Raw genomic sequence first — 17,121 nt, 5'->3', positions numbered from 1 at the left:
AACCGCTAAAAAAACCTGCCAAAACGCTCAGTAAGTCGGAGTTTCTGCCGTTACAGTAGGTGGGCACAATGCCATCTATTGTCATGACGGTCGGAGCTTTACCCTTGCCGCGTTCTTCCGCTGTACGTTTCAGCCATTTCCTACCGTCGTTACTGCTCTTACTTGCGGGACTTGCGGCTGCCTACATCAAGGACCTCAACGTTTTCTTCACCTCGCTGTTCAACGTGCTACCGACGCTGGTGCTATTGCTCGGCGGTGCGTACTGCGCGGTGTACCGACGGCAGCGAGAGCTGTTTCTGATGGCCACGGTGTACATCGCCTACTTTTTGCTCGATACCCAGACTGATTATTACCGCGACAACGGCAAAGTCCGTGATGACGCCGCCGTGGTGTTCCATTTGTGTTGCCTGTTGCTGCCGCTGATGTTCGGCGTGTTCGCCGCCTGGCAAGAACGCACCCACCTGTTTCAGGACATGGTGGCGCGCTTCGCTGTGTTGTTGGCCGTTGGCAGTGTGGCGCTGGCGCTGGAGCAAAGTTACCCACAGGCTTTGTTGGTGTGGCTGTCGGAAATCCGCTGGCCGGCGCTGCATGGCGCCTGGATGAGCCTGATCCAGCTGTCCTATCCGGTGTTCATCGCTTCTTTCTTGCTGTTGAGTTGGCAATACTGGCGCAACCCGCGCCCGTTGCATGCGGCTCAGTTGGTTGGTTTGCTCGGGTTGTTCTGGGCGCTGCCGAAAACCTTCATTCTTCCGTTTACCCTCAACATCATGTGCAGTCAGGTGATGTTGATGATTGCTGCAGCGGTCGCCCACGAGGCCTATCAAATGGCCTTCCGCGACGAACTCACCGGCTTGCCGGGCCGTCGCGCCTTGAACGAACGGATGCAACGGTTGGGACGCAATTATGTGCTGGCCATGAGCGACGTCGATCACTTCAAGAAATTCAACGACACCCACGGTCACGATGTCGGTGACCAGGTGCTGCGACTGGTCGCCAGCAAACTGTCGAAAATCGGCGGCGGCGGTAGGGCGTATCGCTATGGCGGTGAGGAGTTTGCGCTGGTGTTCGCGGGCAAGACACTCGAAGAATGTATGCCGCACCTGGAAGTCATCCGCGAATCCATCGCCACCTACAATATTCAGCTGCGCAATCAGGACAACCGGCCTCAGGACGACCAGCAAGGTCGCCAGCGTCGCTCGGGTGCGGGCGCATCCAGTGTGTCGGTCACGGTCAGCATCGGTGTCGCCGAACGCATGGAGCAACGGACGCCCGAAAAAGTCCTCAAGTCTGCGGACGAAGCGCTCTACAACGCCAAGGGCGCCGGGCGGAACTGCGTGGTGGCGTTCGGTAAGACGCGCCGTGGCGCGGTGCGCATGGAGGCCGCCGCGGGTTGAGTGATGATGGCGCATTCAGCGTCTGGACTGTGATTGTGGGGCGTGGTGGGCGGCAGTAGGTTTGAAGCATCTGCTGACGGAGAAACGACCATGCCTGAGTACAAAGCTCCCCTGCGCGACATGCGCTTTCTGATCGACCACGTCTTTGATTTCCACAGCAGCTATGCTGCGCTGGGCGCCACTGACGCCAGCCCGGACATGGTCAATGCGATCCTCGAAGAAGGCGCGAAATTCTGTGAGAGCGTTCTGGCCCCGCTGAATCGCAGCGGTGACGAAGAGGGCTGCCATTTCGACAATGGCGTGGTGACAACGCCTACAGGTTTTAAACAGGCTTTCGCACAATACGTGGAGGGCGGCTGGCATGGTCTGGCGGCGGATCCGACGTACGGCGGCCAAGGCCTGCCGAGTTCGCTGGGGCTGGTGATCGGCGAGATGGTCGGCTCCAGCAACACGTCCTGGGGCATGTATCCGGGGCTGACCCACGGCGCTATGTCGGCGATCCACGCCCACGGCACCGAAGAACAGAAAAACACCTACCTGAGCAAACTCACCGCCGGCCAATGGACCGGCACCATGTGCCTGACTGAAGCCCATTGCGGCACCGACCTGGGCATGATCAAGACCCGCGCCGTGCCTTCAGCCGATGGCAGCTACGCAATCTCCGGCAGCAAGATTTTCATCTCGGCCGGCGAGCACGACATGAGTGACAACATCATTCATCTGGTGCTGGCAAAACTGCCGGACGCACCGGCCGGTACCAAGGGCATTTCGCTGTTTATCGTGCCCAAGTTCTTGCCCGATGCCGAGGGAGAGGCGGGCGAGCGCAATGGCGTTTCCTGCGGTTCGATCGAACACAAAATGGGCATCAAGGCTTCGGCGACCTGCGTACTGAACTTCGATAGCGCCAAAGGTTTCTTGATCGGTGAGCCGAACAAGGGCTTGAACTGCATGTTCACCATGATGAACCACGCGCGCCTTGGCACCGGGATGCAAGGGCTGTGTCTTGGGGAAGCAAGCTTTCAGGGCGCGATCAAGTACGCCAACGACCGCCTGCAAATGCGTTCGCTGACCGGGGCGAAAGCGCCGGAAAAAGCCGCCGACCCGATCATCGTTCATCCTGACGTGCGCCGGATGTTGTTGACCATGAAAGCCTTCAACGAGGGCAACCGCGCGCTGACCTATTTCACGGCGCAACTGCTGGACGTGGCGCATCTGAGTCCGGATGAAACCGCGCGTCAGGACGCCGAAGACCTGTTGGCGTTTCTGACGCCGATCTGCAAAGCCTTCATGACCGACACCGGGCTGGAAGTGACCAATCACGGCATGCAGGTGTTTGGCGGGCACGGGTTCATACGTGAGTGGGGCATGGAGCAGTTGGTTCGCGATTGCCGGATCGCCCCGATCTACGAAGGTACCAACGGTATTCAGGCGCTGGACTTGCTCGGACGCAAAGTGCTCGGCAGTCAGGGCAAGCTGCTGCGCGGCTTCACCAAAATCGTGCATAAGTTCTGCGCGGCGAACGCCGGGCACCCGCAGCTCGCCAGCTACGTGGCGCAACTCAACACGCTGAATCAGCAGTGGGGCGAGGTGACCACCAACGTTGGCATGGCAGCGATGAAGAATGCCGACGAAGTCGGTGCGGCATCCGTGGATTATTTGATGTACAGCGGTTACATCATCCTCGGCTATCTGTGGCTGCGCATGGCGCTGGTGGCTCAGGCGCAGCTCGATGCGGGTAGCGCTGATGCAGATTATTGTCAGGGCAAGCTCGCGACCAACGAGTTTTACTTCAAGCGTTTGCTGCCACGCACCGCCGCTCATCGGGCGGCCATCGAGGCGGGAAGCGATTGTCTGATGAAGCTGCCAGCGGAGTTGTTTTCGCTTTAGTCTTTTAAAATCCGTCACACAGGAGACCCGCATAATTGCGAGTTTTTTAATGACTGAATAGTCGGTGACTAATCATTACAAAATGGTCACGGGCTGACCCTATGTGTCACAAAAGTTGTTGGGTTACACTCGGACTCAACGAACACACCATTCCTACGAATCACCCGTTTAGATCTTGCGAGGTTTGCCATGGCTGACTACAAAGCTCCCCTGCGCGATATGCGCTTCGTCCTCAATGAAGTTTTCGAGGTCGCCAAACTCTGGGCCGAGCTGCCTGCACTGGCCGATACCGTCGATGCGGAAACCGTCGAAGCCATTCTTGAAGAAGCCGGCAAGGTCACCAGCAAAAGCATCGCACCTTTGAGCCGTGCGGCAGACGAAGAAGGTTGCCATTGGGCCGACGGTGCGGTCACCACCCCGGCAGGTTTCCCACAGGCGTATCAGACTTATGCCGAAGGTGGCTGGGTTGGCGTCGGTGGTGATCCGACCTACGGCGGCATGGGCATGCCCAAGGCTGTTTCGGCGCAGGTCGAAGAAATGGTCAACTCCGCCAGCCTGTCGTTCGGTCTGTACCCGATGCTGACCGCCGGCGCCTGCTTATCGATCAACGCCCATGCCAGCGAAGAGCTGAAAGCCGCGTACCTGCCGAACATGTACGCTGGCGTCTGGGCCGGTTCCATGTGCCTGACCGAGCCGCACGCCGGTACTGACCTTGGGATCATCCGCACCAAGGCCGAACCTCAGCCCGACGGTTCCTACAAAGTCAGCGGCACCAAGATCTTCATCACCGGTGGCGAGCACGACCTGACCGAGAACATCATTCACCTGGTGCTGGCCAAACTGCCGGACGCGCCTGCGGGTCCGAAAGGCATTTCGCTGTTCCTGGTGCCGAAGTTCATGGTCAATGCCGATGGCAGCCTCGGCGCGCGTAACCCGGCGAACTGCGGTTCGATCGAACACAAAATGGGCATCCAGGCATCTTCGACCTGTGTGATGAACTTCGACGAAGCCGTCGGTTACCTGGTCGGCGAGCCGAACAAAGGCCTGGCAGCGATGTTCACCATGATGAACTACGAGCGTCTGGGTGTCGGTATCCAGGGCCTGGCGACTGGCGAGCGCTCGTATCAGAACGCCGTTGAATATGCTCGCGACCGTCTGCAAAGCCGTTCGCCGACCGGCGCGCAAAACAAAGACAAAGTCGCAGACCCGATCATCGTCCACCCGGACGTGCGTCGCATGCTGTTGACCATGAAAGCCTCGAACGAAGGCGGCCGTGCGTTCTCGACTTACGTGGCCATGCAGCTGGACACCGCCAAGTTCAGCGAAGACGCGACCACCCGCAAACGTGCAGAAGACCTGGTTGCGCTGCTGACTCCGGTAGCCAAGGCATTCCTGACCGACCTGGGTCTGGAAACCACCGTGCATGGCCAGCAAGTGTTCGGCGGCCACGGTTACATCCGTGAATGGGGCCAGGAGCAACTGGTGCGCGACGTGCGTATCACCCAGATCTACGAAGGCACCAACGGCATTCAGGCGCTGGACCTGGTCGGGCGCAAGATCGTCGGCACCGGCGGGGCGTTCTACAACCTGTTCGCTGACGAGATCCGTCATTTCACCGCGACGGCCGACGCCAGCCTCGCCGAGTTCACCAAGCCGCTGAACGACGCCGTGACCACCCTCGACGAACTGACTGCATGGGTGCTGGACCGTGCGAAAAACAACCCGAATGAAATTGGCGCCGCTTCGGTCGAGTACCTGCAAACCTTCGGTTACGTCGCCTACGCCTACATGTGGGCGTTGATGGCCAAAGCCGCGTTGGGTAAAGAAACGCAGGACGATTTCTACGCGAGCAAGTTGGGTACGGCGCGGTTCTATTTCGCCCGCCTGCTGCCACGCATTCACTCGTTGAGCGCGTCGGTGAAAGCCGGTAGTGAATCACTGTTCCTGCTGGATGCTGCGCAGTTCTGAAAAACATGACGTCATGTAAGCAATCTCTTACATGACGTGCTGCTGTTCTCCCATAGGCGAAGATTGGATCCACAGTTAATCTTCATTACACGGACGTCGCGCAGGAAGCGCAAAGCAACAACACGGACACGTAGGATTCTGCCAGGACGGCGGAGTGAAATGGATGTCAGGGAAACAGTCTGCAAAGCCCCGCTTCGGCGGGGTTTTCTTTTGCCTGCAGAAAAGTCATCAGCTCAGGCCGTAAGGGTTTTCGAGCGGTTAAAGCGTTCATCGGGCCCTTTCATCACATCCTCCCAATAGAAATCGGGCTACAAACATCCCAGCGGCATGGCGCTGAAGTTGCTGAGCATCGTTCAAAAACATGGCCTTGAAATACTGGCCTGAGGCATTGCACTGAACCCTGACGAACGGCACAGGTCGATTAGCTATAGTGCTTACACGAGCCTACTTAAAATCAGGAGCTGCCCCATGGACTTTGTTCGAATCATCATCGCCATTCTGTTGCCGCCATTGGGTGTATTTCTGCAAGTCGGTTTCGGCGGGGCGTTCTGGCTGAATATTTTGCTGACGTTGTGCGGGTACATTCCAGGGATCGTGCATGCGGTTTATATCATCGCCAAGCGTTGAATTTCGCAGCGTCAGCTAGATCGCTATCGCGAGCAGGCTCGCTCCCACACTGGATCTATGGTGTACAGAAATCCCTGTGGGAGCGAGCCTGCTCGCGATGGACGCGCCGCTAATCAGGCATTGTTCCCAAGCGCGATCACCCGCCGATAAAACAACCACTCCTGCTCCAACGCATGGGCCTGATTGCCTGCCTTGCGAAAGCCGTGGCGTTCGTCAGCGTAGTAATGCGCTTCGACCAGAATGCCGTTGTCCTGCAACGCCGTGACCATGTCGCGGGTCTGTTGCGGCACGACCACCGCGTCCAGCTCACCTTGAAAGAAAATCACTGGCACGCTGATGTTGCCCGCATGCAGCAGCGGTGTTCGTGCGGCATAACGCTCGGCATCCTGCACCGGATCGCCGATCAGCCAGTCCAGATAATCGCCTTCGAATTTGTGAGTGGCACGGCCCAGGGCGACGGGATCGCTGACACCATAAAGGCTGGCACCGGCGCGGAAGACGTTGTGAAAGGCCAGCGCACAAAGGGTGGTGTAGCCACCGGCGCTGCCACCGCGAATAAACGCCTTGTCGCCATCGATCAAGCCTCGTTCGGCGAGGTGCGCGACGACCGCGCAGGCATCCTCCACATCCACGTCACCCCAACTCAAATGCAATGCCTGGCGATAAGCCCGGCCATAGCCGCTGCTGCCGCGATAGTTGAGATCGGCCACGGCAAAGCCGCGTTGCGCCCAGTATTGAATGCGTGGGTCGAGTATCGGGTAGCACGCCGATGTCGGACCTCCGTGAATAAATACCACTAGCGGCGGTTTCGCATCGCCGCTCATCGCCGGATAGAAAAACCCATGGGCCTCACCCCGGCCGCTGGGGTAGCGCAGGGTTTGCGGGACGCTGATCTGCTCGGCGGGTAACGGTGCAATGCCGCCGGCCAGTACCTTGACCTGCCGGTTATCACGGTCAATGGCAATGACTGCCGCCGAACTGATCGGCGATGCGGCGATGCAGTATATGAATTGCTCATCCAGTGCGAGATGGCGGAAGCGGCTGTATTCGCCGGTGAAATCGTCACGGGTGTCACCACAAAGACCCAGTCGGCCAAATCCACCTTCGGTCCAACTGGCCAGGTAACTGTTTTCAGTCAGAGGCAGCCAGGTGCAACCGCCCAATTGCCAAGGCGCCGGTCCATGATCCGCTGCGACGCTTGGCAGCGGACTCAAACCGTCAAAAGACTCCACCCATGGCTGCCAGTAACCGCCACGATCCGACAGACAAGCCAGTCGGCCGCTGTCATCGAATCGAGGTTGTTGCAGCGACTCCTGAATATCCTCCCCGGCCACACAGCGAGGTGAGGCAAATCCGCCATTGCTCTGACGTTCGGCAACCATCAGCCGAGTTGCAGTCCAGGGCTGATTCGGGCGGCTCCATTCGATCCACGCGAGGCGTTGCGAGTCTGGGCTCAGGGTCGGCGCCGCGTAGAAGTCGGAACCTTCTGCCAGCAGATGACGCCCACCGTCATTCAGATCAACCGCCACCAACCGATGCCGGTCACGGTTCTCTTCAACCGCCAAAACCTGTCCGTTGGCGAATTGCAGATCGCCGTAACGGTACCCGCTTGACGTCAGCACTTCAGGCGTCTCACCCTTCAGCGACTGCCGATACAACTGCTGGTCTGCCTCGTTGACGAAAACAACCCCGTCATCGGTCAGACAAAACGCGCCACCGCCATATTCGTACACCCGACTGCGCACACTGAAGCCCGCGGGTGTCAGGCAATGCGCCTGGCCATCACGCCAATGCCAGATCCGGCAGGCGGCATCTTCGGGACGGTATTCGTTCCAGAACAGGCCATGTCGGCCGACCTGCAGTTCGGCAAAATCGACACCGGCAGCGACGGCTTTAGCGGCGCTGAAGGGCTCAGCTTTTTGCGATGAGTCGTGAATTTCGTTCATTGCGAAAGGCCAGTTGTTCGATGGTCTGGGTCGCGTGCTCGGCTTCTTCCCGGGCCTTGAGGATCACGCCGTGATGGTACGACTTGCTGCACACCGGGTCAGCGTTGCTCGCATCGCCCGTGAGCATGAACGCCTGGCAGCGACAGCCGCCGAAGTCTTTTTCTTTCTCGTCGCAGGAGCGGCACGGTTCGGGCATCCAGTCATAACCGCGAAAGCGGTTGAAGCCGAACGAGTCGTACCAGATGTGCTGCATGCTGTGGTCGCGCACATTGGGAAATTGCACCGGCAGCTGTCGGGCGCCGTGACAGGGCAGGGCGGTGCCGTCCGGCGTGACCGTCAGAAAGATGCTGCCCCAGCCATTCATGCAGGCTTTCGGGCGCTCTTCGTAATAGTCCGGCGTGACGAAAATCAGTTTGCACGGATGCCCTGCGGCTTCGAGTTTGGCGCGGTATTCGTTGGTGATGCGCTCGGCGCGGACCAGTTGTTCTTGGGTCGGCAACAGGCCGACGCGATTGAGTTGCGCCCACCCGTAAAACTGGCAGGTGGCGAGTTCGACGAAGTCCGCCTCAAGAGCGATGCACAGCTCAATGATCCGGTCGATCTTGTCGATGTTGTGCCGATGGGTCACGAAGTTAAGCACCATCGGGTAGCCGTGAGCCTTCACCGCACGGGCCATTTCCAGCTTCTGCGCAAAGGCTTTTTTCGAACCGGCCAGCAGGTTGTTCACTTGCTCATCGCTGGCCTGAAAGCTGATCTGAATATGATCCAGACCGGCCTTCTTGAAGTCGCTGATTTTCTGCTCGGTCAAGCCAATGCCGGAGGTGATCAGGTTGGTGTAGAAACCCAGCTTGCGCGCCTCGGCAATCAGTTCGGCGAGGTCTTGGCGCACCAGCGGTTCACCACCGGAAAAGCCCAACTGCGCTGCGCCCATCTCCCGGGCTTCGCGGAAGACTTTCAGCCACTGCTCGGTGCTCAACTCTTTGCCTTGCTCGGCAAAGTCCAGTGGGTTGGAACAATACGGGCATTGCAGCGGGCAGCGGTAAGTCAGCTCGGCGAGCAACCAGAGCGGCAAGCCGATGTCGGGTTTGGGCGGTAACTTGTCTGACAGGGAATCAGGCAAGTTCGATCCAGTGCTGAGCACGCGCGACCTCCATGAATTGCTCGATGTCTTCACCGAGCTCGGGTACGCCGGGGAACTGTGCATCCAGTTCGGCAATGATCGCAGCCACGTCGCGCTCGCCGTCGATCAAGCCGCCGATCAGCGCGGCGCTTTCATTGAGTTTGATCATGCCTTCCGGGTAGAGCAGCACATGGCCTTTCTGTGCCGGTTCGTACTGGAAACGGTAGCCGGTACGCCAGGTCGGGGTCTTGCTACGGTCGAAACTCATAAGGTGATTCCTTTGTGCCAGACCCGTTGCTCGGTCACGCTGTGATACGGCGGACGTTTCAGTTCGTAGGCCATGCTCATGGCATCGAGCATGCTCCAAAGAATGTCCAGTTTGAACTGGAGAATTTCCAGCATGCGCTCCTGGCCTTCACGTGTCGTGTAGTGCTGCAAAGTGATGGTCAGACCATGTTCCACATCACGGCGCGCCTGACCCAGGCGAGTGCGGAAATATTCATACCCGGCCGGGTCGATCCACGGGTAATGCTGTGGCCAACTGTCCAGGCGCGATTGGTGGATCTGCGGTGCGAACAGCTCGGTCAGCGAGCTGCTGGCGGCTTCCTGCCAAGGGGCCCGGCGGGCGAAGTTGACGTAGGCGTCGACGGCGAAGCGTACGCCGGGCAGGACCAGTTCCTGCGAGCGCAACTGATCCGGGGCGAGGCCAACGGCCTGGCCCAGACGCAGCCAGGCTTCGATACCGCCGTCTTCACCGGGGGCGCCGTCGTGGTCCAGCAGGCGCTGAATCCACTCGCGACGGATCTCGCGGTCCGGGCAGTTGGCGAGGATCGCAGCGTCTTTCAGGGGGATGTTCACCTGATAGTAGAAGCGGTTGGCGACCCAGCCCTGGATCTGCTCGCGGCTCGCCCGGCCTTCATACATCGCCACGTGGTAGGGGTGATGGATGTGGTAATAGGCACCTTTGGCGCGCAGGGCGGCCTCGAATTCGGCGGGGGACATTGGGGCGTCAGTCATTGTGGTTCTCCGGGGAACAACCGGTGGATTCTTTGGTGTCAGGACCGGCCTCATCGCCAGCAGGCTGGCTCCCACAGTTGATCGCATTCCCCTGTGGGAGCCAGCCTGCTGGCGATAGACCGCGCAGCGGTCTCGATGTCCTACAACACAATACTCATGCCGTCATACGCCACTTCAATATCCCGCCGAATCAGCTCGGCACGCTCCGGCGAATCTTCATCAAGGATCGGATTGGTGTTGTTTATGTGGATAAGCACCTTGCGCTGTTTCGGCAGTTGCTCCAGCACTTCCAGCATGCCGCCGGGGCCATTCTGTGCCAGATGGCCCATTTCCCGGCCGGTGCGAGTGCCGACGCCACGGCGCTGCATTTCATCGTCGTCCCACATCGTGCCGTCGACCAGCAGGCAGTCGCTGCCGGCCATGATCTCCAGCAGCGGCGCGTCCACCTTGCCCAATCCCGGCGCGTAGAACAGTTTGCCGCCGGTGTTCAGGTCTTCGACGATCAGACCGATGTTGTCGCCGGGGTGCGGGTCGAAGCGGTGCGGTGAATAGGGTGGTGCGGCGCTGCGCAACGGCAGCGGCGTGAAACGCAGGCTCGGGCAGGCCGCAATGGTGAAGCTGCGGTCAAGTTCGATCCGGTTCCAGTCCAGCCCGCCATTCCAGTGGGTCAACATGGTGAACAGCGGAAAACCGGTGCTCAAGTCTTCATGGACCATGTCAGTGCACCACACTGGGTGTGGGCAGCCTTCGCGCAGGCTGAGCAGGCCGGTGGTGTGATCGATCTGACTGTCCATCAGGATGATCGCGCTGATGCCGGTATCGCGCAGGGCGCGCCCCGGTTGCATCGGGGCAAAGCTTTGGAGCTGGGCGCGGATGTCCGGTGACGCGTTGCACAGCACCCAGTTCACGCCGTTGTCGGAAATGGCGATGGACGACTGGGTCCGCGCCTTGGCATTAAGGGTGCCATTGCGAAACCCGGCGCAGTTCACGCAGTTACAGTTCCACTGGGGGAAACCACCGCCGGCGGCGGAACCTAGAATCTGGACAAACATGGCCGCTCCATCGTTCGAAACTGAAAATAAAAACGCCTCGGCGAGCCGAGGCGTTGGCACTGCGATACAAAAAAGATTAGCGGCTGGCGAAGTACATGGTGACTTCAAAGCCGATACGCAGGTCGGTGTAAGCGGGTTTGGACCAGGACATGGGAGTGCTCCTTCAGGTGACGGGACGGTGATATCTATACATATAGTCCACCTCCAGCCGGAGATGGTTCAGATAGTTAGGTTGCTATGTTACTCAAAATTACAATGAAGTTGCCCATGAAACTTTGAGAAAGCTAATTGCGCCGCCTGTAATGATCATTTTGTCACTTGCCAAATCTCACTTGGGGCGGGGCAGCTGGCCAGACAGCGCCAGCCGCCAAGCACTTGATTCAATCGTTGCGTTGCGGCCAGTAACGCTTCGTGATCGATCATCAGCATTGCTTCAGGCAGACGCTCCAGATAATCCGACGAGTGGCCAGCCAGCTTGCCCTGCCAGAGCAGTTCGGCTGCCTGATGGACGGGCAGGGCGTTGAGGTCGAATTGATCAACCAGGGACTGACGTTGATGGATGAAGGTGGCCTCGTCGATGCCTTCGATCAGTTGTGGCAACTCACTCAAAAAATGTTCGATGTGCTCCAGCAAACCGGCAGGTGCAACGCTTGGTGATTGCACGCCGAACAGAATTCCGGTCTGCCCATGAATCTGGCGCAACGAGCTGAACACGGCATAGCCCAGTTGTAAGTCCACTCGCAGGCGCTGGTAGAACGGCGTCTGGCACAGGTGCGCGAGTAAGCGCCAGGCGGCTTCATCGGCGATGTCCGGCGTGGCGGTCGGACAGAACAGCAACAGCGCGTGCTCGCTGGAATCGATGTCGAGGGTGCTCCAGAGACGCCGGGAGTTGATCGCAGCGGGCGGCGACCGTTGATGATCCGCAACGCCGGGCACGCGGCTCAGTGCCAAGCCCATTGCCGCTTGGGTCTGTGGCGACAAGCCAACAGCCAGCCCCTCCCATCGCGCGCCTGACCAAAGCAGCTGAAAATCCCCTGAGACAGCGGCGGGTTCAAGGCAATGATCAGGCAGCGCCTTCAGCAGTTGTTTGATCGGCATCAGCGCAACGCCTGGCGGTTCATCCTGTGAGAATCCGGCCGCCGCTGTTGTCAGCTGTTTCAACGCCTGTTCGAGGACAATTGGCATCGCTGCCTGTAGGCCCGTCATTTTCAGCAGCCATTCATTGCCTGCTGCGCTGAAGGAAAAGTCGACGCCGGCCTGACGCGCGTCTTCACGCAATGGCTGCAACTGGTTTTCCAGGTTCGACTGAAGGCTGGCGTGAGGTTTGAAGTCGAGTCGCCAGCGCAGGTAAATCGCCCCTTCATCAGTGTTGTCCGGCAAGGCCTGACTGAACTGCATCGGGGAGTTTTCGCGACGACTGCGCGAACGGTCCTGGGCAAACGTGCGTAGACCACGGTGTTTACTGGTCTGTCCACGAATCAGTCCGGCATTGGTCGCGGGTGCTTCGGTGTGTAAAAACGGATTAGGCGTCGGCAGTTGCCAATCGCCGCTGAAGTTATCCACAGCGCCGATTTTGATCAGGATGTCCTTAAGGGCTGCAACGCCTCGGTCCGATAAGCCGGTTTCCAGCTGTTCGCTGTCCAGTTGGGCTAATTGCAAGGCGCCGCTGACTTGTTGCCGGCGTTGCAGGAGGGCAGCGTATTCTTTGCGCACGGCGGCCCAGTCTAGATGGGAGGCAAAAAAGCCCAGCCAGTCGAGTAACTTCTCGTGGATCACGCTCCCCGGTTGAGTGGTGGTGAATTCGATGTGCAGCAAGGCTTGTCCGGCGAACTGGTAGAGCGGCTCGGCTTTCAGGCTGTCAGCCAGTCCCTGTTCTCGCAGCTTCGCTATCAGACCGCCTGGTTTCGCGGCGTTCAGCCAATGGCACAGAAACGCCAGCGCTTCACGCGATGACTTGGGCAACGCTTCGAGCGCGAACAGAAGATCGAGCCGCCGCTCGCCAGCCTGTTGATAAGTTTTTTCCGAGGTATGCATCAGTGCTGCAGGCGCTTGTTGCGGGACTCGTTGCCCGGCAGGAATCTCGGCGCTAAAGCGCTGAGCCATCTCACGCAACTCATCGAGACTCTGCGGCCCGGCCAAGCTCAATGTCATCTGCCCGGTCTGATAAAACCACTGATGGAAATCCTGCAACGCTTGCTGAAACTCAGGCTGCGGCACGGGCAGGCTGTCGCGGTTTCCGGCATGAAACCCACGCAAGGGATGAGCGGGCGAAAGTCCTTCGAACAACGCCAATTGCTGTTGCGCCGCCGCATCCTGTGACCAGGCAACAAATTCCGCGTGCAGCACTTCCCGTTCCCGCAACTGCTCGTCCGGATTCATACGTGGATGAGCGAGCATGTCTGACAGACGCTCCAGTCCTCCAGCAAATGCCTGAGTCGGCAGTTCGAAAAAGAAGTCGGTGGTGCGCTCATTGGTCCGAGCGTTGACTTGACCGCCGTGACTCTGAACGTAAGCCATCAGCCCTTGGCCAGCAGGAAAACGCTCGGTGCCAAGAAACAGCAAATGCTCAAGAAAATGCGCCAGCCCCGGCCAGGTCAGCGGCACATCGTGACTGCCCGCCGCGACCCGCAGTACCGCCGCACAGCGCTTGATATTCGGGGCATGACGCAGCGTCACCCGCAAGCCGTTGGCCAGGGTTTCAGTGTGGGGGCGAGGGTGATTCAGCGCAGGCATGAGCACTTCCAGAACAGAGAAGCGCTAATGCTAGCGGATATCGAGGGTTCAGCGCTTGTTAAGGTCGCCGTAAAGCTCGGGACGGCGGTCGAGGAAGTAACGATTGGAGGCGCGCGAGTCTTCCATCAACTGACGATCCAGTTCGCCGACAATCAGCGCTTCATCCAGGCCGGCCTGGGCGATGCGGCTGCCATCCGGCGCGGCGATGCTGCTCTGGCCGCAGTAGTGGATCTCGTCTTCATGGCCGCAGAAGTTGGCATAGGCCACGTAACATTGGTTCTCGAAAGCGCGGGCGCGGACGGTGACGTCAGCGATGAAGTCGTAGGGAATCATGTTCGCCGTCGGCACCAGGATCAGTTCGGCGCCGGCCAGGGCCAGACGCCGGGCGTTTTCCGGGAACTCCAAGTCGTAGCAAATCAGGAACCCCAGCTTCCAGCCGTTGAGTTCAACCAGCGGAAAATCATCTGCGCCGGGGCTGAACATCGAGTGATCGAGATCGCCAAACAGGTGAGTCTTGCGGTAGTTGCACAACCGCTCGCCGTTGGCGTCGATCAACTGCACCGCGTTGTAGATCTGCCCATCCTCGGTGCGCTCCGGGTAGCCATACAAAATGGCGATCCCGGCAGACTTGGCAATGCGTGCAATCTGCTGCGCCGACTCACCGTTGTTCACCTCCGCGAGGACACTGACGGCATCGACGCCGATGTTGTAGCCGGTCAGGAACATCTCCGGCACCACCAACAGGTCGGCACCTTTGGCCTCCAGCGCCAGTTGATGCAGGCGTTGCAGATTGCCGGCGACGTCCAGGGGCAGTGGTGGACATTGGTAAAGGGCTACACGCATTTCGGATTCCTCTTACTCAGGCAGGGCGATCGGTCCGATCTCGTTGAACACATCTCCTGGACCCGGGTTCTCGGCGTGAGTTTCACCGCCGAAGTGTTTCATGATGCCCCACACCGCGTTGAGCGAAGTTTGTACCGCGCCTTCGACCCAGGCCGGTGTCCACGAAACGTCGTCACCGGCGATGAAAATCCCGCGCTGCTCGGCGGGCATTTCGTCCTGCATGAAGTGCGCGTACATGCGCTGGTTGTATCGGTAATGGCCGGGCAGGGCGCCTTTGAAGGCCCCGAGGAAGTGCGGGTCGGCTTCCCATGACACGGTGATCGGATCGCCAATGATGCGCGCCGCGATGTCGACTTTCGGGTAGATCTTTTTCAGCGCGTCCAGTGCCAGTTTTACGCGTTTTTCCACCGGATGCGGGAGCATTTTCAGCGCGTCGCTCATCCACGAGTACGACAGGCAAATAACCCCCGGCTTGTCATCGCCGTTGTCGAACAGATAAGTGCCACGGGTCAGGCGGTCGGTGAGGGTCATGCTCATCAGGTCGCGACCGGTTTGCGGGTCCTTGTCCTTCCAGAACGGGCGGTCGACCATCACGAAGGTCTTCGACGATTGCATGTAGCGGGTGCGGTCGAGGGCCATCCACATCTTTTGCGAGAACAGGGTTTCGTCGCATTCGATCTGCGTGGTCAGCAGCCAGCTCTGGCAGGTGGTCAACACGGCGGCGTACTCGCGGGTGTCGCCCCAGTTGTCGGTCACGGCAAAACGGCCATCGGCGGCGTGGGCGATCTTTTTCACCCCGGTACGCGGCGCACCGTTGTGCAGCGAGCTGAGGCTGGTGCCTTCAGGCCAATGCACGCAACGCTCGGGTACATGCCGCCAGATGCCCTGTGGTACTTGTTCCACACCACCGACCACCAAGTGCTGGTGATCGTCGCAGTTGGTCATGACCACGCGGAAGATTTCCAGCATCGAGTTGGGGAAGTCCGAGTCCCAGCCGCCGGTGCCGAAACCGACTTGTCCAAATACTTCACGGTGATGGAACGACAACTTGGCGAAGGCTTTGGAGGTGGCGACGAAGTCGTAGAAGGTGCGGTCGTCCCACAGCGGCACGAGGGTGTTCCACAGTTCTTTGAGGCGTGGCACGTCGCGATCGCGAATCGCTTGCTGGATATCGGAGAACTGCGAGCCGGCTTCCAGAGCATCGGCCCAAGCGTCAGCCACTTCCTGGAACAAGGCAGGAAGATCCGCCAGTTTCTGTGCGTAATGCGTTTTGCCTTCCAGGTCGATCACGGTGCTGCCCGAGGCGGGTGTCAGCGGGTTCGGGAAGGGTTTGGTTTCAAGTCCGAGTTTGTCGACATAGTGATAGAAGGCGGTGGACGAGACCGGAAAACGCATGCCGCCGAGCTCGGCGATGATGCCTTCGGCGCCATTGAACGCTTGCGAGCGCAGGCGACCGCCCATTTTCGAGGCTTCGTAGACGACCGGTTTCAAGCCCAGCTTCATCAATTCGTAAGCCGCCACCAGGCCTGCGATGCCAGCACCGACAATCGCCACCTCGGCGCCGTGGTTGTGCACAGGAATGCTGCCCAGGCCAGCCGGGTGCTCGATCCAGTCGTCGAAGGCGAAAGGAAAGTCCGGGCCGAAAATGGTGACGGGTTTCTTACCGTCTGCAGGATGGCGATTATTCTTGTTCATGGCTGACCTTGCTGGCGACCCGACGCGGAGTGCGCGTCTGAGTATAGGAAAAGATGCCAGCCATTCTAGTGAGCATAGAACACGTTAATAAGACGCAATGTGTCGTCGTTTTGCCAATTAAACAATCAATATGACGATATTTTGATTCAACCTGACGAAACTCATCCCTGTGGGAGCGAGTCTGCTCGCGATGAGGCCTTATCCGCCACCCATTCGCTCAAGCCGCGTCTAAACCGGCTGCCCCCGATCAATCTTGCTACTCAAAATAATCGAGGTCGTGGTCTTCTCCACCCCATCCACACTCCCGATCTGATCCAGCAACTGATCCAGCTGCTCTGGCGAGTCCGTACGCAACCACGCCACATAATCAAATTCGCCACTCACCGCACACAACTGCTGAACCTGCGCCATTGCACTGAGCCGGCGAAGCACTTCCTTGCCTGAGCGCGGTTGCACCGTGATCCCGACATACGCCTGCAACCCGCCATCCACCACACGTTGCCCGAGGCGAACACCGTAACCAGTGATGATCCTGGACTTTTCCAGTCGCGCCAATCGCGAGGTAACGGTCGTACGAGCGATACCCAATTGTCGTGCCAGCATGGCCACGCTCTCGCGGGCGTTGATTTGCAGGGCTGCGATCAATTGGCGGTCGATCTCGTCCAGAACGGGCGGGCGTGTATCAGGCAAGGGGCGTCTCCAGTGGCGTGGAACAATGGCTGAGCATGTTACAGGCTCGTTCGGCGGGGCGCTTGTGGTCGAAATTCGAACTGGGGGTTATGTGATTGCATAGGCATTGCCCAAGTGACGGCTGAATCACGGGCATGAAAAAGCCGCGC

14 protein-coding genes and 1 pseudogene are annotated in these 17,121 nt (G+C 59.2%); 5 read left to right on the top strand and 10 right to left on the bottom strand.

Translation table 11 applies throughout. The annotated features are described in order from the left end of the window. Positions 1 to 104 precede the first annotated feature (104 nt). The 5 genes and pseudogenes from PMI22_RS06880 (at position 105) to PMI22_RS30805 (ending at position 5,876) form a co-directional block, all read left to right on the top strand. Complete coding sequence (locus PMI22_RS06880) at positions 105 to 1,394, top strand: GGDEF domain-containing protein (RefSeq protein ID WP_007947826.1); 1,290 nt, start codon at positions 105 to 107, stop codon at positions 1,392 to 1,394. A 90-nt stretch (positions 1,395 to 1,484) separates the two neighbouring features. Further along, a complete protein-coding gene (locus tag PMI22_RS06885; RefSeq protein WP_007947825.1) occupies positions 1,485 to 3,281 on the top strand; it encodes an acyl-CoA dehydrogenase C-terminal domain-containing protein in 1,797 nt (598 codons plus the stop codon). Positions 3,282 to 3,470: 189 nt separating this feature from the next. Beyond that, positions 3,471 to 5,249, top strand: a complete 1,779-nt coding sequence (locus PMI22_RS06890) for an acyl-CoA dehydrogenase C-terminal domain-containing protein (protein ID WP_007947823.1) — start codon at positions 3,471 to 3,473, stop codon at positions 5,247 to 5,249. A 300-nt stretch (positions 5,250 to 5,549) separates the two neighbouring features. Next, positions 5,550 to 5,633: pseudogene (locus PMI22_RS32115) on the top strand (helix-turn-helix domain-containing protein); the annotation flags it as partial. 84 nt (positions 5,634 to 5,717) lie between these two features. Then, positions 5,718 to 5,876, top strand: a complete 159-nt coding sequence (locus PMI22_RS30805; protein ID WP_007947822.1) for a YqaE/Pmp3 family membrane protein — start codon at positions 5,718 to 5,720, stop codon at positions 5,874 to 5,876. A gap of 113 nt (positions 5,877 to 5,989) precedes the next feature. Here the strand turns inward: PMI22_RS30805 and PMI22_RS06900 are convergent, their stop codons facing one another. From PMI22_RS06900 to PMI22_RS06940, 10 genes are all read right to left on the bottom strand, one after another. Beyond that, positions 5,990 to 7,822 (bottom strand): S9 family peptidase, encoded by a 1,833-nt coding sequence (locus PMI22_RS06900; protein ID WP_007947821.1) that lies wholly within the window; start codon positions 7,820 to 7,822, stop codon positions 5,990 to 5,992. After that, a complete protein-coding gene (gene pqqE / locus PMI22_RS06905) occupies positions 7,788 to 8,930 on the bottom strand; it encodes a pyrroloquinoline quinone biosynthesis protein PqqE (protein ID WP_162131655.1) in 1,143 nt (380 codons plus the stop codon). The genes PMI22_RS06900 and pqqE overlap by 35 nt, the downstream gene beginning before the upstream one ends. Positions 8,931 to 8,934: 4 nt before the next feature. Continuing rightward, a complete protein-coding gene (gene pqqD, locus PMI22_RS06910; protein WP_007947819.1) occupies positions 8,935 to 9,210 on the bottom strand; it encodes a pyrroloquinoline quinone biosynthesis peptide chaperone PqqD in 276 nt (91 codons plus the stop codon). Beyond that, positions 9,207 to 9,959, bottom strand: a complete 753-nt coding sequence (pqqC, locus tag PMI22_RS06915) for a pyrroloquinoline-quinone synthase PqqC (RefSeq protein WP_007947818.1) — start codon at positions 9,957 to 9,959, stop codon at positions 9,207 to 9,209. Before pqqC ends, pqqD begins: the two co-directional genes overlap by 4 nt. A 140-nt stretch (positions 9,960 to 10,099) precedes the next feature. Then, positions 10,100 to 11,011 (bottom strand): pyrroloquinoline quinone biosynthesis protein PqqB, encoded by a 912-nt coding sequence (pqqB, locus tag PMI22_RS06920; RefSeq protein WP_007947817.1) that lies wholly within the window; start codon positions 11,009 to 11,011, stop codon positions 10,100 to 10,102. A gap of 76 nt (positions 11,012 to 11,087) precedes the next feature. Beyond that, complete coding sequence (gene pqqA / locus PMI22_RS30800; protein ID WP_009045898.1) at positions 11,088 to 11,162, bottom strand: pyrroloquinoline quinone precursor peptide PqqA; 75 nt, start codon at positions 11,160 to 11,162, stop codon at positions 11,088 to 11,090. Positions 11,163 to 11,317: 155 nt separating this feature from the next. Further along, positions 11,318 to 13,744 carry a pyrroloquinoline quinone biosynthesis protein PqqF gene (pqqF, locus tag PMI22_RS06925; protein ID WP_007947816.1) on the bottom strand — a complete coding sequence of 809 codons (2,427 nt, stop codon included), beginning with the start codon at positions 13,742 to 13,744 and terminating at the stop codon, positions 11,318 to 11,320. A gap of 48 nt (positions 13,745 to 13,792) precedes the next feature. Further along, positions 13,793 to 14,587, bottom strand: a complete 795-nt coding sequence (locus PMI22_RS06930) for a carbon-nitrogen hydrolase family protein (RefSeq protein ID WP_007947815.1) — start codon at positions 14,585 to 14,587, stop codon at positions 13,793 to 13,795. Positions 14,588 to 14,599: 12 nt separating this feature from the next. Further along, positions 14,600 to 16,282 (bottom strand): flavin monoamine oxidase family protein, encoded by a 1,683-nt coding sequence (locus PMI22_RS06935; RefSeq protein ID WP_007947814.1) that lies wholly within the window; start codon positions 16,280 to 16,282, stop codon positions 14,600 to 14,602. A 228-nt stretch (positions 16,283 to 16,510) separates the two neighbouring features. Further along, positions 16,511 to 16,972, bottom strand: a complete 462-nt coding sequence (locus PMI22_RS06940; protein WP_007947813.1) for an Lrp/AsnC family transcriptional regulator — start codon at positions 16,970 to 16,972, stop codon at positions 16,511 to 16,513. Positions 16,973 to 17,121 lie beyond the last annotated feature (149 nt).

Origin of the sequence: Pseudomonas sp. GM21, assembly GCF_000282215.1 — a bacterium.
In the GTDB taxonomy this organism is placed as follows: Bacteria; Pseudomonadota; Gammaproteobacteria; order Pseudomonadales; family Pseudomonadaceae; genus Aquipseudomonas.
This window is presented reverse-complemented; position numbering and strand designations above follow the sequence as displayed.

Excerpts from the sequence above, each read along its gene's own strand:
- PMI22_RS06885 (WP_007947825.1), top strand. The coding sequence starts at position 1,485 with ATGCCTGAGTACAAAGCTCCCCTGCGCGACATGCGCTTTCTGATCGAC.
- PMI22_RS06890 (WP_007947823.1), top strand. The coding sequence starts at position 3,471 with ATGGCTGACTACAAAGCTCCCCTGCGCGATATGCGCTTCGTCCTCAAT.
- PMI22_RS30805 (WP_007947822.1), top strand. The coding sequence starts at position 5,718 with ATGGACTTTGTTCGAATCATCATCGCCATTCTGTTGCCGCCATTGGGT.
- PMI22_RS06900 (WP_007947821.1), bottom strand. The coding sequence starts at position 7,822 with ATGAACGAAATTCACGACTCATCGCAAAAAGCTGAGCCCTTCAGCGCC.
- pqqD (WP_007947819.1), bottom strand. The coding sequence starts at position 9,210 with ATGAGTTTCGACCGTAGCAAGACCCCGACCTGGCGTACCGGCTACCGT.
- pqqC (WP_007947818.1), bottom strand. The coding sequence starts at position 9,959 with ATGACTGACGCCCCAATGTCCCCCGCCGAATTCGAGGCCGCCCTGCGC.
- pqqB (WP_007947817.1), bottom strand. The coding sequence starts at position 11,011 with ATGTTTGTCCAGATTCTAGGTTCCGCCGCCGGCGGTGGTTTCCCCCAG.
- pqqF (WP_007947816.1), bottom strand. The coding sequence starts at position 13,744 with ATGCCTGCGCTGAATCACCCTCGCCCCCACACTGAAACCCTGGCCAAC.
- PMI22_RS06930 (WP_007947815.1), bottom strand. The coding sequence starts at position 14,587 with ATGCGTGTAGCCCTTTACCAATGTCCACCACTGCCCCTGGACGTCGCC.
- PMI22_RS06935 (WP_007947814.1), bottom strand. The coding sequence starts at position 16,282 with ATGAACAAGAATAATCGCCATCCTGCAGACGGTAAGAAACCCGTCACC.